This is a genomic window from Acidovorax sp. 59 (assembly GCF_002754175.1).
GTDB lineage: Bacteria > Pseudomonadota > Gammaproteobacteria > Burkholderiales > Burkholderiaceae_C > Acidovorax > Acidovorax delafieldii.
On record NZ_PEET01000001.1, the window covers coordinates 3743698 to 3757683 of the forward strand.

Below are 13986 nucleotides of genomic sequence, written 5' to 3' on the forward strand. Positions count from 1 at the left end.
GATGCGCCGCCCTCTCATCGGCCACCGGGGTTTCACGCTTGTGGAAGTGCTGGTGGCGCTGGCCATCGTGGCCATTGCCCTCATGGCGGGGCTGCAGGCCACGACGGCGCTCACGCGCAACGCCCTGCGGCAGTCCGACATCGTGCTCGCGCAGCTGTGCGCGGAGAACGAGCTGGTCAAGGCCCGGCTCTCCCGCCAGATGCCAAGCGTGGGTGACAGCAGCCTGACCTGCGAGCAGGCCGGGCGCCAGCTGCAGGTGGTGACCATCGTGCGGCCTACGCCCAACCCGAGTTTTCGGCGCATCGATGCGCAGGTGCTGGACGGGGACAACTCCATCCTGCGCCTCTCCACCATCATTGGAAGGTATTGATGGAACACCCCCCTGAGGCCCTGCGGGCCTTCCCCCCGCTCTCGCATTGCTGTGCAATGCGGGCAGGGGGTCGCCGCCAGCGCGGCGGGGCGGCCCTTGCGCGGCGTCCGCTGGCCTGGGCCGCGCCAGTTGCTCAGGCCTCGCGCCGGCGCCTCAGCAGTGGGGGCACGGCCCCGCGCGGCTTCACACTCATCGAGTTGCTGGTCGCGATCAGCGTCATGGCGTTGATCGCCATCCTGAGCTGGCGCGGGCTCGATGGCATGGTGCGGGCGCAGGAGTCCACGCGCCAGCGGGCAGACGAGATGCTGGTGCTGCAGGCTGCGCTGGGGCAGTGGGGTACGGACCTGGACGCCCTGATGCCCGTTGCCAACACCACGCCGCTGGACTGGGACGGCCAGGTGCTGCGCCTCACCCGCCGCAGCAGCGCCGTACCCGACGAGGGTGCGCTGGTGGTGGCCTGGACCCGCCGCAACAACAACCAGGGCGTGGGCCAGTGGCTGCGCTGGCAGTCGCCGCCAGTGCGCACCCGAGCCGACTGGCGGCAGGCCTGGGAGCAGGCCGCCCAGTGGGCGCGTACGCCGGGCGACGCCGAGCGGCGCTACGAGGTGACGCTGCTGCCGCTGGACAACTGGCAGATCTTTTACTACCGGGGTGGCGCGTGGTCCAACCCACAGTCGAGCACGGGCACCCCGACGGGTGACAGCACCTCGGCCATCCCGGACGGCATCCGCCTGCAGATCACCCTGCCCCCGGGCCTGGCGCTGACGGGCCAGCTCACGCGAGACTGGGTCAACCCGGTGCTGGGCGGAGGCAGGACATGAGCACCCACCGGCTCGCGCGTTGGCGGTGCCAGTGGCACAGACGCAAGGAGCACGGCGCCGCCCTGCTCGCCGCCATGCTCACCGTCACGCTGGTCGCCACCTTTGCGGCGGCCGCGATGTGGCAGCAGTGGCGCGCGGTGGAGGTCGAGACGGCCGAGCGCGGCCACGTGCAGTCCACCTGGATTTTGGTCGGTGCGCTCGACTGGTCGCGGCTCATCCTGCGCGAGGATGGGCGCTCCGGCGGGGCCGACCACTTGGCCGAGCCCTGGGCCATCCCTCTGCAGGAGGCCCGGCTGTCCACCTTCCTCGCGGCCGACAAGAACGTGACCCAGGTGGACGACGCCAGCACCGACACCACCGAGGCCTTCTTGTCGGGCCAGATCACCGACCTGCAGGGCCGCCTGAACATCACCAACCTCACGGAGGGCGGGCAGGTGCAGGCCGTGGCGCTGCGGCAGTTCACCCGATTGTTCGAGCGCCTGGGCCTGCCCGGACAGCAGCTGAGCGTGCTGATCGACGGCCTGCGCCGGGCGCAGGCGGGTGCGGGCGCCGACAGTGGTTCCGCCCCCCTGCTACCGCCCAGCGTGACCCAGCTGGGGTGGCTGGGCCTGACCCCGGCCACGGTGGCGGCGCTCGCCCCCCATGTGACGCTGCTGCCCGTGCGCACCCCGGTCAACCTGAACACCGCCGACATCAACGTGCTCATGGCCGCCATCGACGGGCTGGACAGCGCCACGGCCCAGAAGATCGTGCAGACCCGCGAGGCGCGGCACTTCCGCACCCTCAGCGACGTGCGCGACCTGGTGGGCGCCAGCATCGACATCAACGAAAGTGCCCACGCCGTGGCCTCGTCGTACTTTGAAGTGCGGGGCCGCCTGCGGCTCGGCGATGCGATGGTGGACGAGCGCTCTTTGGTGCGCAAACAGGGCATCGACGTGACCACACTGTGGCGCGAACGCGGCGCCTTCGACCGGGAAACCACGCAACTGCTGCCCGGGGCACAGCGCTGAGGGTGTAACAACCCTCACACTGCACCCACCCACACCGCCGCTGCGTCACGCCCGCCCCCTAAAATGGCCCGCAAAACCCGCCCATGAGCACCCTGATCCTTTTCCTGCCGCCGGCCCGTCCGGGACCCGCCTCCGAGTACGCCTACACGCTCACGGCTGACGGCCATTCCGCCCTCCAGCACGCCACCGCACCCGCAGCCCTGCTGCCCGAGCCCACCCGCCCCGGCGGCGAGGTCGTGGCCGTGGTGCCCGCACGGGCGCTGTCGTGGCAGCGCGTGACCATTCCGGCCGGCGTGCCGCTGGGTGCCGGCCAGCAGACGCCCCGGCTGCGATCCGTGCTCGAAGGCCTGCTCGAAGACCGCGTGCTGGACGATGCCAGCCAGCTGCACTTTGCGCTGCAACCCGGCGCACAAAGTCGTGCGCAGGCTGGCGAACCGGTGTGGGTGGCCGTGTGCGACCGCGCCTGGCTGCGCGAACACCTGCAGGCGCTGGAGGCCGCAGGCCGCCGCGTGGCCCGCGTGGTGCCCGAATTTGCGCCGGGCCCCACGGCCAGCGGCCAGCCCGAGCTGTGTGCCCTGGGCACGCCCGAAGAGGCCTATGTGGTGCTCACCGGCCATGGCGCCGACCAAGGCGTGGCGGTGCTGCCGCTGACCCCCATGGCCCTGACCCTGGCACGCGCCGGCTTGCCAGCCGCCGATAGCGGCGACAACCCAGCCCTCACGGTCCGCGCCGAGCCCGCCGTGGCTGCGCTGGCCGAACGCACCCTGGGCCAGCAAGGCCAACGCATTGCCCTGCACACCACCAGCCAGCGCGCGCTCGATGCCGCCCGCGGCGACTGGGACCTGGCGCAGTTCGACCTGTCCAGCACCAGCAGCACCCGCGCGCTGCGCAAAGTGGGCAGCGCGCTGAGCGCGGCGCTGTACGCCCCGCAGTGGCGTGCAGCCCGCTGGGGCGCGGGCGTGCTGGTGGTGGCGCACCTGGTGGGGCTCAATGCCTGGGCCTGGCAAGAACGGCAGGCGCTGACTGCCAAGCAGGCCAGCGTACGCAACACCCTGACCCAGACCTTCCCCAAAGTGCAGGTGGTGGTCGATGCGCCGGTGCAGATGGAGCGCGAACTCGCCCAGCTGCGGCAGGCTGCCGGCAGTGTCTCGGCGCGCGACCTGGAGCCCCTGCTGGCGGCGGCTGGAGCGGCCTTGCCCGATGGCCGCCTGCCCAGCAGCATCGAATACACGCCCGGCGAGCTGCGCCTGCGTGGCGTGACCCTGGCGCCCGATGAAGAATCTGTGGTGTCCGGCCGCCTGCAAGCCGCCGGATACCGCGCCCGCGTGGACGATGGCAGCCTGTTGCTGCGCACCGAGGTGAGCCCATGACCCGATCCTCCGCCCTCCAGGACCGCTGGAAAGCCCTGGCGCCCCGCGAGCAGAACCTGGTGCTGGCCGCCGCCGCGGTGGTGGCGCTGGCCCTGCTGTGGTGGGTGGCCGTCGCCCCCGCACTCGGCACCTTGCGCGCTGCGCCCGCGCGGCACGCCGCACTCGACGCCCAGCTGCAGCGCATGCAAAGCCTGCAGGCGGAGGCCCAGCAGCTGCAGGCCACACCCGCCACCAGCCCCGGCGATGCCGTGGGTGCGCTGCGCACCGCCCTCACGCAGCGCATGGGCAACACGGCACAGCTCAACGTGGCGGGCGACCGCGCCACGGTCACGCTCAAAGGGGCTTCGGCCGACGCGCTGGCCCAATGGCTGGCCCAAGCCCGCAGCAACGCCCGCGCCACGCCGCTGGAAGCGCGGCTGACCCGCAGCGCAGCCCCTGCTGCTGCGGCGCCCACCGGCAATGCGCCCATCACCCTGGGCAGCGCGCCCGTGGCCATGCCCCGCTGGGATGGCACCGTGGTGCTGGCCCTGCCCGTCGCCCCGGCCCGCTGACCCGCGGACTGACCTGAACAACACATTCCCCCCGTGGCCCGCAACCTCCGTCCGACACGTCCAGCCCCCAGCTCCGCCCCCCGCACGGCGTGGGGCTGGGCATGGGCCGGTGCGCTGGCCGGCGTGCTACCCGCCGTGGCAGCCTTTGCGCCCGCGCACTGGCTGGCCGGCGGCGTGGCACGCGCTACCCAGGGACAGGTGCTGTTGCTGCAGCCAAGGGGCACGGTATGGACCGGCTCGGCCCAACTGGTGTTGACTGGTGGCCAGGCCAGCAAAGACAGCGCCGCCCTGCCCGGCCGGGTGGACTGGCAGCTGCGCCCCACCTGGGGCGGGCTAAGCGCCCAACTGCACGCAGGCTGCTGCACGCCCGAGCCCCTGCGGGCCCAGGTGCACCTGCGCTGGGCCGGCCCGCAAATCACTGTGGCCGACGGCCAGAGCCAGTGGCCGGCGGCCTTGCTGGCGGGCCTGGGCACCCCCTGGAACACACTGCAGCCGCAGGGGCAGCTGGCACTGCAAACACGCGCGCTGACGGCGCAATGGGCTGCTGGCCGCATGGTGCTGTCGGGCCAGGCCCAGATGGATGCGCGGGCCATGTCCTCGCGCTTGTCCACCCTGCGCCCCATGGGCAGCTACCGGCTGGTGCTGCAGGGCGGCGAGGTGCCCACGCTTGCCCTCAGCACCCTCGACGGGGCCCTGCAACTGAGCGGCAGCGGCCAGTGGGTGGGCAACCGCCTGCGCTTTGCGGGCGAGGCCAGCGCCACCCCCGAGCGGGAGGCCGCACTGTCCAATCTTCTGAACATCATCGGACGGCGCAATGGCGCGCGCTCCATCATCACCGTGGGTTGAATCTATGACTTTCCTGTTTGCTCCACGCCTGCGCTTTACTCTCAAAACAATAGCTGCCAGCGCAATAATTACCTGCGCTAGCGGCCAAATTGGCGCCCAGACGGCGGTGGACACCCGCACCGGCAGCGTACGCCCCAGCGAACCCGTCACGCTCAACTTTGCCAACGCCGAGATCGAGGCCGTGGCCCGCACCATGGCCACCATCACCGGCCGCAACGTGGTGGTGGACCCACGGGTCAAAGGCCAGCTCAACCTCGTGACCGAGCGCGCGGTGACGCCTGCCGCCGCGTTCCAGCAGTTCCTGGCCGCGCTGCGCCTGCAGGGCTTCACGGTGGTGGAGGCGGCGGGCCTGTACAAGGTGGTGCCCGAGGCCGACGCCAAGCTGCAGGGAGGCAGCGTGAGCGTGGTGCAGGGCAACGCGGGCAGCGCGCCCGGCGGTGGACAAATCGTCACGCAGATCTTCAAGCTCAACTTCGAGAATGCGGCCAATCTGGTGCCGGTGCTGCGCCCGCTCATCAGCCCCAACAACACCATCAACGTGAACCCCGGCAACAACTCGCTGGTGATCACCGACTATGCCGACAACCTGCAGCGCCTGGCGCGCATCGTGGCGGCCATGGATGTGTCCAACGCCAGCGATGTGGAGGTGATTCCGCTCAAGAACGCGATTGCCAGCGACCTCGCACCGCTGGTGTCGCGCCTGATCGACGGCGGCAGCGCCAACGGGGGTGCCGCAGCCGCGGCCGCGCCCGGCCAGGCCGACACCGCGTTCAAGACCACCCTCATCGCCGAGCCGCGCAGCAACTCGCTGATCCTGCGTGCCGCCAACCCGGCCCGCGTGGCCCAGGTGCGCGCCCTGGTGGCCCAGCTGGACCAGGCGCCTGCGCCCGGCAGCAGCGCGGCCAGCGGCAACATCCATGTGGTCTACCTCAAGAACGCCGACGCCACCAAGCTGGCCACCACCCTGCGCGCCGCCATGGCGGCCATGGGCGGTGGCAATGGCGGTGCGGCCAGCGGCGGGGGTGGCGCCAGCGCGCCCGCGCCCAGCACGGGGCTCAGCACCGGCGGCATGCTGTCCACCAACGGCAGCTCGTCCGGCAGCAGTAGTAGCACCGGCGGCCTGGGATCCAGCGCGAGCGCCATGGGTACCAGCAGTACCAACAACAACCAGCCCTCCACCGGCGGGCAGATCCAGGCCGACCCCACCACCAACTCGCTCATCATCACCGCGCCCGAGCCGCTGTACCGCCAGCTGCGCGACGTGATCGACAAGCTCGACGGCCGCCGCGCGCAGGTGCTGGTCGAGAGCCTGATCGTCGAGGTCTCTGCCAACAAGGTGGCCGAGTTCGGCATCCAGTGGCAGGGCGTTCTGGGCAAGAACGGTGATGGCACTGTGGGCGTGATCGGTACCAACTCCGGCCAGGCCGGCATGAACATTCTCAATGCCACGGCTGCGCTCGCAACGGGCAACTACGCATCCCTGGCCGGCAGCAGCGGCCTGGGCACAGGCCTGAACCTGGGGCTGGCCCCGCGCATCAACGGGCAGTACTACCTGGGCGCGCTGGCGAACTTTCTGCAGAACAGCGGCGATGCCAATGTGCTCTCCACACCCAACCTGATGACGCTGGACAACGAAGAGGCGCGCATCATCATCGGCAACAACGTGCCCTTCGTGACGGGCTCGTACGCCAACAGCACAGGCAACAATACCGTGAACCCGTTCACCACGGTGGAGCGCAAAGACGTGGGCCTCATGCTCAAGGTGCGTCCGCAGATCAGCGAGAACGGCACGGTGAAGATGGCGATCTACCAGGAGGTCTCCAAGATTGACACCGCCACGCTGAGCAACGCCAACGGCCCCACCACCAGCAAGCGCTCCATCGAGTCGAACGTGGTGGTGGACGATGGCAGCATCATCGTGATTGGCGGCCTGCTGGAAGACAGCTACTCGCAAGGCCAGGACAAGGTGCCGGTGATGGGCGACATCCCGGTGCTGGGCAACCTGTTCCGCAGCGAGAACCGCACCCGCAACAAGACCAACCTGATGGTGTTCCTGCGCCCCATTGTGGTGCGTGATAACGCCACCAGCGACGCATTGATGATGGACCGCTACGAGGCCATCCGCGCGCTGCAGCAGACCACCCAGCCCGCGCCCAGCGTGGTGATGAAGTCGGTGTCCGGCGCGCCCATCCTGCCCGCGCTGCCACAACGCACAGAGCCCGGCGCAGCCACCGTGCCTGCACAGCCGCTGGTGCCCCTGCCCGCAGAGACCTCGCCACGCTGAAGGGCCGCCACGCATGCGCCACCCCCTGCCCTACGCCTTTGCCCGCACCGCCCAGCTGCTGCTGGAGGACGACGGCCACCAGCTGGTGCTGTGGCACGGCCCCAGCCCCGACGCGGGCGCGCTGTCCGAAGTGCTGCGCAAGCACCCGGTGCAGCAACTGCTTGCGCTCGATGCCCCGGCCCTGGCCCAGCGCATCAGCGCGGCCTATTCACACAGCGAATCGAGCGCTGCCACCGTGGTGAGCGAGGTCGAGAGCGACGCCGACCTCTCGCGCATGATGCAGGAGCTGCCGGCCGTCGAGGACCTGCTGGAATCAGCCGGCGACGCACCCATTATCCGCATGCTCAACGCCCTGCTCACGCAGGCCGCACGCGACGGCGCGAGCGATATCCACATCGAGCCCTACGAGCGCCACAGCAGCGTGCGCTTTCGTGTGGACGGCACGCTGCGCGAAGTGGTGCAGCCCAACCGCGCGCTGCACGCCGCATTGATCTCGCGCCTGAAGATCATGGCCGACCTGGACATCAGCGAAAAACGCCTGCCCCAGGACGGCCGCATCAGCCTGCGCCTGGGCACGCGCGCCATCGACGTGCGCGTCTCCACCCTGCCCAGCGCGCACGGCGAGCGCGCCGTGCTGCGCCTGCTGGACAAGAGTGAAAGCAAGCTGAGCCTGGAGGCCGTGGGCATGCAGGGCGACACCCTGCGCCGCTTTGAGGGCCTGATCGGCCAGCCGCACGGCATCATCCTGGTCACCGGCCCCACAGGCTCGGGCAAGACGACCACGCTGTATGCAGCGCTGGGTCGGCTCGACGCCACGCGCAACAACATCATGACGGTGGAAGACCCCATCGAATACGAGCTGCCGGGCGTGGGCCAGACCCAGGTCAACAGCAAGATCGAGCTGACCTTTGCCAAGGCGCTGCGCGCCATCCTGCGGCAGGACCCGGACATCATCATGATTGGTGAAATCCGCGATTTCGAGACCGCGCAGATCGCCATCCAGGCCTCGCTGACGGGCCACCTGGTGCTGGCCACCCTGCACACCAACGACGCGGCCAGCGCCGTCACGCGCCTGACCGACATGGGTGTGGAGCCCTTCCTGCTGTCGTCGTCGCTACTGGGCGTGCTGGCCCAGCGCCTGGTGCGCAAGTTCTGCAGCCACTGCCACGGCACGGGCTGCGAGCACTGCGGCCAGACGGGTTACACCGGCCGCACGGGCGTGTTCGAGTTGCTGGTGACCACGGACGCGATCCGGGCACAGATCCACAACCAGGCCTCAGAGGCCGACATCCGCACCGCAGCGCTGGCGGGTGGCATGGCGCTGATGCGGGACGATGGCGAACGCCTGATTGCCGCCGGCATCACCAGCCGCGAAGAAGTGCTGCGGGTGACGCGAGACTGATTTGCTACTTTTTTGATAGCTGCTAGAGCATGAAGCACTAGCGCTACCAGCCAAAAACACTTCAAACTACCGGATCTGCAGCGCGGGCCGGCGCCCCACCTGGGCCATCGCAGGTGCGGCGGGCGTTGCAGGTGCCGAGGTGCTAAACGCCGGGGATGCCGTCGCGCCATCCTGCAGCTTGAACTGGCTGACCGCGCTGTTGAGGTGGTGCGCCTGCTCGCGCAGCGACTCGGACGCTGCGGTGGACTCCTCCACCAGTGCCGCGTTCTGCTGGGTCATCTGGTCGAGCTGCGTGACCGACTGGCTGATCTGGCCGATGTTGTCGCTTTGCTCGGCCGACGAAGCGGTGATCTCCGCAATGATGTCGGACACGCGCCGCACGCTGCTCACGATCTCGGTCATGGTTTGGCCGGCCTGGCTTACCAGGCGCGAGCCGTCTTCGACCCGCTCCACCGACGAACCGATCAGGCCCTTGATCTCCTTGGCCGCTTCGGCGCTGCGCTGCGCCAGGTTGCGCACCTCGCTGGCCACCACCGCAAAGCCACGGCCCTGCTCACCGGCACGGGCGGCTTCCACCGCCGCGTTGAGCGCCAGGATGTTGGTCTGGAACGCAATCGAATCGATCACGCCCGTGATATCGGCAATCTTGCGCGAGCTGGTGGTGATCTGGTCCATGGTGGTCACCACCTGCGACACCACGGCGCCACCGCGCGCAGCCACCTCGGCGGCGGACGAGGCAAAGTCGCTGGCCTGGCGCGAGGCCTGGGCGCTTTGCTGCACGGTGCTGGTCAGCACCTCCATCGACGAGGCGGTCTCTTCCAGGTTGGCCGCTGTCTGCTCGGTGCGGTGGCTCAGGTCATGGTTGCCGCTGGCGATCTCGGAGCTGGCGGTGGAGATGTTGCCCGCCGCGTCCTGCACCTGGCGCACCAGGTCACGCAACGAGTCCTGCATGCGGCCCATGGCGCCCACCAGCTGGCCCACTTCATCCTGGTTCATGGCTGCCACATCGCGCGACAAATCGCCACTGGCAATGCGTTCGGCCAGCTCCTGTGCCTGTCCGAGGGACTTGGTGATGGAACGCACGCTGAAGAACGTGAGCGGAATCAGCACCGCCAGCGCCAGCACCAGGCCCACACCAATCAGTGCGGCCATGGTGGAGGTGCGCGATTCGACACCCGCGCGGGCCTCGTCCATCTGCGCACGTGCCGAACCCGCCAGGCTGGAGAACAGCTTGTCGGTGGCTTCCATGTGGACCTTCAGGCGGTCGGCGTAGGCGCCGCCCCCTGCGCCGTCGAGCTGCGCGCCCTCGATCTTTTCGAAGATGGGTGAGATGCCGGTTTCGTACTGCTTGATCTCATCGAGCGATTTGTCGATCGAGGCCACAAACTCGGCATCGCCCGACTGCACTTGCCGCACATCGGCCAGGCGCTTGCGCAGGGAGGTCAGGGTTTTGGCCCAGGACTCGCGCAGGGCAGAGACCTCGACCGAGTTGTTGAAGTTGATGATGATGTCTTTTTCGGTCCGGCGCAGGTCACCCAGGGTGGTGCGCAGCTCGGACATGTCGGTCAGCGTCTGCACGCGTTCTGAAAACAGCACCTGCAGCGTGCCGCGCGTTCGGTCCAGGGCCACGTAGCCCATGGCACCAATGACGACCAGAAGGATCAGGGAAAAGACGGTTCCGAAGTAGAGACGCGTGCGGATGGAGAAGCGGCCGAGAGCATTCATGGCTCTTCCTTACATTTTTTAACAGACAGTCCAGCATAGCAAATTTGGTGCCACACACACCCCCCGCCTTCTGGGCCGGGGGTGGGCGGGACTATATGCCGGGCAAGACGGTCCACCGCACAGGGTAAGCACGGCCCCGGGGCCCTGTTTCAGGGAATCCTCGGGGCCAGTAGCTGCGCTTATTGCGCTGCTGTCACACGGGCTTGAGCGGGATGTACAGCTCGCCCCCGCCCTTCTGGAACTCCGCCGCCTTGGTCTGCATGCCCTGGGCCAGGGCGTCAGCCTCGGCCACACCCTTCTGGGCGGCGAAGTCACGCACCTCCTGGGTGATCTTCATCGAGCAGAACTTGGGGCCACACATCGAGCAGAAATGCGCCACCTTGGCCGAGTCCTTGGGCAGGGTCTCGTCGTGGTATTCCTTGGCGGTCTCAGGGTCCAGGCCCAGGTTGAACTGGTCCTGCCAGCGGAAGTCAAAGCGCGCCTGGCTGAGCGCATCATCGCGCGAGCGAGCGCCGGGGTGGCCCTTGGCCACATCGGCCGCGTGGGCGGCGATCTTGTAGGCAATGATCCCCTGCTTCACGTCGTCGCGGTCGGGCAGTCCCAGGTGCTCCTTGGGCGTCACGTAGCACAACATGGCCGTGCCCATCCAGCCGATCATGGCCGCGCCAATGGCCGAGGCAATGTGGTCGTAGCCGGGGGCGATGTCGATGGTCAGCGGGCCCAGGGTGTAGAAAGGCGCCTCGTGGCAGGTCTTGAGCTGCTCGGTCATGTTGGCCTGGATCATGTGCATGGGCACATGGCCCGGGCCTTCGATCATGGTCTGCACGTCGTGCTTCCAGGCCACCTGGGTCAGCTCGCCCAGCGTGTGCAGCTCGGCAAATTGCGCTTCGTCGTTGGCATCGGACGCGCAGCCAGGCCGCAGGCCGTCACCCAGGCTGAACGACACGTCGTACGCCTTCATGATGTCGCAGATGTCTTCGAAGTGCTCGTACAAAAAGCTCTCGCGGTGGTGCGCCATGCACCACTTGGCCATGATGGAGCCGCCGCGCGAGACGATGCCCGTGCGCCGCTGCGCCGTGAGGTGGATGTAAGCGAGGCGCACGCCCGCATGGATGGTGAAGTAATCCACGCCCTGCTCGGCCTGCTCGATGAGCGTGTCGCGGAAGATCGCCCAGGTCAGGTCTTCGGCCACGCCACCCACTTTTTCGAGCGCCTGGTAGATCGGCACCGTGCCGATGGGCACAGGGCTGTTGCGCACGATCCAGTCGCGTGTGGTGTGGATGTTCTTGCCAGTGGACAGGTCCATCACGTTGTCGGCCCCCCAGCGGATGGCCCAGACGAGCTTTTCCACTTCTTCTTCGATGCTGGAGGTGACAGCCGAGTTACCGATGTTGGCGTTGATCTTGACCAGGAAGTTGCGGCCAATCGCCATCGGTTCCACCTCGGGGTGGTTGATGTTGGCGGGGATGATGGCGCGGCCCCGAGCCACTTCGTCGCGCACAAATTCGGGGGTGATGATGCGCGGGATGCTGGCGCCCATCGGGTTGCCCATCAGGCGCTTTTCACGGCCTGCGTCGGCCATGTACTGTTCCATCCACTCACGCTTGCCGTTTTCGCGGATGGCGACGTATTCCATCTCGGGCGTGACGATGCCCTTCTTGGCGTAGTGCATCTGCGTGACATTGGCACCCGCCTTGGCGCGCAGGGGCTTGCGCTGCAAGGCGGCGGCCTCGGCGCGCAGCTGGGCGAGGCGGGTGGCATCTTCGCTCTTTTGGCCGTCGTCCAGCGCTACGGGGGCGCGGCCTTCGTAGTGCTCCACATCGCCACGGCCGGCGATCCAGCTACCGCGCACGCTGGCCAGGCCCTTGCGCACGTCGATCACGGCTTCAGGGTCGGTGTAAGGACCGGAGGTGTCGTACACGCTGACCAGCTCGCCGTTGGTTAGCGCGATGTCGCGCACGGGCACGCGCAGGTCGGTGTGCAGATGGCCGGGGATATAGGCCTTGCGGGATGCGGGGAAGGGTTCGCGGGTGCGTGCGAGCAGCTCGGCGAACTTTTCAGGGGCAGCCAGTGTGGCGTGGGGGTCGGGGGCGTTCATGGGCAGGTCTCCTGGTTCCGGTGGCGGTGGGTCTGCTCCGGAATGGACCTGTGCGCCCCTCGGGTGGCTGCGCATGGCAGCACCTGAGGCAAGGCGTGTCCACAGGGAGTGCGGGCACGGGGACAAGGAGGTCGGCTCTTCTTCCGCCGGTATGAACCGGATCAAGTTCGTCGGGTTCGCAAGCTGGCCTGAATTTCTTCAGGCCTCTCGCATCTCAGCGCATCAGCACACCCCGGAGCAGGCGCGAGTATAGGGCAGAGGAAAAACGGGGCAGCAGAGCCCCCCAATCAACAGATACATCAGGCCAGGCGGCCGATGAGGATCACCGCGAAGAAAAAGACGGCGGCAATCACTGTCCACTTGAGGATGACGAGCCCCAGGCGCTTGTAGCGCGGCTGCCCGGTGCCCGCGTAAAACGCGAAAGACACGGCCGCCGCCAGCAGCAGCAGCATGGCTAGCCAGCGAAAGATCAACATGGCCAGTGGGCCTTACCAGGCGCGCGCAGGCTGCGCAAAGCCGGTGGGAGCCTGGCGCTCGTCCTCGAAGGTGACCACCTCCCAGGCATCACGCTGGGCCAGCAGCTCGCGCAGCAAGAGGTTGTTCATGGCATGGCCCGAGCGGAACGCACTGTAGGCGGCCAGCAGCGGCTTGCCGATGAGGTACAGGTCACCCATGGCATCCAGGATCTTGTGCTTCACGAACTCGTCGTCGTAGCGCAGCCCGTCGCTGTTAAGCACCTTGTAGTCGTCCATCACGATGGCGTTATCCAGCCCACCGCCCAGCGCCAGGCCGTTGGAGCGCATCATCTCCACATCGCGGGTGAAGCCGAAGGTGCGGGCGCGGGCAATGTCGCGGCTGTAGTTGCCTTGCCCCAGGTCAAACTCCACACGCTGGCCGGTGGAGTCCACGGCCGGGTGGTCGAAGTCGATTTCGAAGCTGAGCTTATAGCCGTGGTACGGCGTGAGGCGCGCCCACTTGGCGTTGGCGCCCTCGCCCTCGCGCACCTCCACGGGCCGGGTGACGCGGATGAAGCGCTTGGGTGCGTTCTGCAGTTCCACCCCGGCGCTTTGCAGCAGGAACACAAACGAGGCCGAAGACCCATCGAGGATGGGGACCTCTTCGGCCGTGATGTCCACGTACAGGTTGTCGATGCCCAGCCCCGCACAGGCCGACATCAGGTGCTCCACCGTGTGCACCTTGGCGTTGCCCACCGCGATGGTGGACGCCAGCCTCGTATCCGTCACCGCCTCGGCACGGATGGGAATGTCCACCGGCTGCGGCAGATCCACCCGCCGGAACACGATGCCTGTGTCCGGCTGCGCGGGCCGCAGGGTCAACTCGACCCGTTGGCCGCTGTGCAGACCCACGCCTACGGCGCGGGTCAGGGTCTTGAGGGTGCGTTGCTGGAGCATCTGCGCATTTTAGTTTCTGCGGCACCGCCCCGCACGTGCCGAGGTCTTGTCGCTCCGCAAAGCGACGCGTACGTAGAGCTACCGCCGCGTTTTCACC

12 protein-coding genes and 1 riboswitch are annotated in these 13986 nt (G+C 68.2%); of the genes, 8 read left to right on the forward strand and 4 right to left on the reverse strand.

The features are described 5' to 3' along the window. Position 1: 1 nt before the first annotated feature. From gspI to CLU87_RS17090, 8 genes are all read left to right on the forward strand, one after another. Positions 2–370 (forward strand): type II secretion system minor pseudopilin GspI, encoded by a 369-nt coding sequence (gene gspI, locus CLU87_RS17055; protein WP_099731212.1) that lies wholly within the window; start codon positions 2–4, stop codon positions 368–370. Next, the gene (locus CLU87_RS17060) at positions 370–1191 is read left to right on the forward strand and encodes a type II secretion system protein J (RefSeq protein ID WP_199170842.1); all 822 of its coding nucleotides are present in this window, start codon (positions 370–372) and stop codon (positions 1189–1191) included. Before gspI ends, CLU87_RS17060 begins: the two co-directional genes overlap by 1 nt. Next, entirely contained in the window at positions 1188–2201 is a 1014-nt protein-coding gene (gene gspK, locus CLU87_RS17065; RefSeq protein ID WP_099731213.1) for a type II secretion system minor pseudopilin GspK, read from the forward strand. The genes CLU87_RS17060 and gspK overlap by 4 nt, the downstream gene beginning before the upstream one ends. A gap of 83 nt (positions 2202–2284) precedes the next feature. Then, positions 2285–3571, forward strand: coding sequence for a type II secretion system protein GspL (gene gspL / locus CLU87_RS17070; RefSeq protein WP_099731214.1), 1287 nt, complete (start codon positions 2285–2287; stop codon positions 3569–3571). After that, complete coding sequence (gene gspM, locus CLU87_RS17075; RefSeq protein WP_099731215.1) at positions 3568–4122, forward strand: type II secretion system protein GspM; 555 nt, start codon at positions 3568–3570, stop codon at positions 4120–4122. The genes gspL and gspM overlap by 4 nt, the downstream gene beginning before the upstream one ends. A 33-nt stretch (positions 4123–4155) precedes the next feature. Then, positions 4156–4968, forward strand: a complete 813-nt coding sequence (gspN, locus tag CLU87_RS17080) for a type II secretion system protein N (RefSeq protein ID WP_099731216.1) — start codon at positions 4156–4158, stop codon at positions 4966–4968. 4 nt (positions 4969–4972) lie between these two features. Further along, a complete protein-coding gene (gene gspD / locus CLU87_RS17085; protein ID WP_099731217.1) occupies positions 4973–7252 on the forward strand; it encodes a type II secretion system secretin GspD in 2280 nt (759 codons plus the stop codon). 13 nt (positions 7253–7265) lie between these two features. Next, entirely contained in the window at positions 7266–8654 is a 1389-nt protein-coding gene (locus tag CLU87_RS17090) for a GspE/PulE family protein (protein ID WP_099731218.1), read from the forward strand. 66 nt (positions 8655–8720) lie between these two features. Here the strand turns inward: CLU87_RS17090 and CLU87_RS17095 are convergent, their stop codons facing one another. The 4 genes from CLU87_RS17095 to lpxC form a co-directional block, all read right to left on the reverse strand. Then, the gene (locus CLU87_RS17095; RefSeq protein ID WP_056059188.1) at positions 8721–10379 is read right to left on the reverse strand and encodes a methyl-accepting chemotaxis protein; all 1659 of its coding nucleotides are present in this window, start codon (positions 10377–10379) and stop codon (positions 8721–8723) included. Positions 10380–10572: 193 nt separating this feature from the next. Next, the gene (gene thiC, locus CLU87_RS17100) at positions 10573–12450 is read right to left on the reverse strand and encodes a phosphomethylpyrimidine synthase ThiC (RefSeq protein ID WP_099732224.1); all 1878 of its coding nucleotides are present in this window, start codon (positions 12448–12450) and stop codon (positions 10573–10575) included. 148 nt (positions 12451–12598) lie between these two features. Further along, positions 12599–12722, reverse strand: a riboswitch (TPP riboswitch). A 54-nt stretch (positions 12723–12776) separates the two neighbouring features. Continuing rightward, positions 12777–12953, reverse strand: coding sequence for a hypothetical protein (locus CLU87_RS23370; RefSeq protein ID WP_015012563.1), 177 nt, complete (start codon positions 12951–12953; stop codon positions 12777–12779). Between the two features lie 12 nt (positions 12954–12965). Beyond that, positions 12966–13889 carry a UDP-3-O-acyl-N-acetylglucosamine deacetylase gene (lpxC, locus tag CLU87_RS17105; protein WP_015012562.1) on the reverse strand — a complete coding sequence of 308 codons (924 nt, stop codon included), beginning with the start codon at positions 13887–13889 and terminating at the stop codon, positions 12966–12968. Positions 13890–13986 lie beyond the last annotated feature (97 nt).

What these genes read in the sequence shown, in the direction of transcription:
- gspD (WP_099731217.1), top strand. Translation starts at nt 4,973, where the DNA reads ATGACTTTCCTGTTTGCTCCACGCCTGCGCTTTACTCTCAAAACAATA.
- gspI (WP_099731212.1), top strand. Translation starts at nt 2, where the DNA reads ATGCGCCGCCCTCTCATCGGCCACCGGGGTTTCACGCTTGTGGAAGTG.
- lpxC (WP_015012562.1), bottom strand. Translation starts at nt 13,889, where the DNA reads ATGCTCCAGCAACGCACCCTCAAGACCCTGACCCGCGCCGTAGGCGTG.
- gspL (WP_099731214.1), top strand. Translation starts at nt 2,285, where the DNA reads ATGAGCACCCTGATCCTTTTCCTGCCGCCGGCCCGTCCGGGACCCGCC.
- gspM (WP_099731215.1), top strand. Translation starts at nt 3,568, where the DNA reads ATGACCCGATCCTCCGCCCTCCAGGACCGCTGGAAAGCCCTGGCGCCC.
- CLU87_RS17095 (WP_056059188.1), bottom strand. Translation starts at nt 10,379, where the DNA reads ATGAATGCTCTCGGCCGCTTCTCCATCCGCACGCGTCTCTACTTCGGA.
- gspK (WP_099731213.1), top strand. Translation starts at nt 1,188, where the DNA reads ATGAGCACCCACCGGCTCGCGCGTTGGCGGTGCCAGTGGCACAGACGC.
- CLU87_RS17090 (WP_099731218.1), top strand. Translation starts at nt 7,266, where the DNA reads ATGCGCCACCCCCTGCCCTACGCCTTTGCCCGCACCGCCCAGCTGCTG.
- CLU87_RS17060 (WP_199170842.1), top strand. Translation starts at nt 370, where the DNA reads ATGGAACACCCCCCTGAGGCCCTGCGGGCCTTCCCCCCGCTCTCGCAT.
- CLU87_RS23370 (WP_015012563.1), bottom strand. Translation starts at nt 12,953, where the DNA reads ATGTTGATCTTTCGCTGGCTAGCCATGCTGCTGCTGCTGGCGGCGGCC.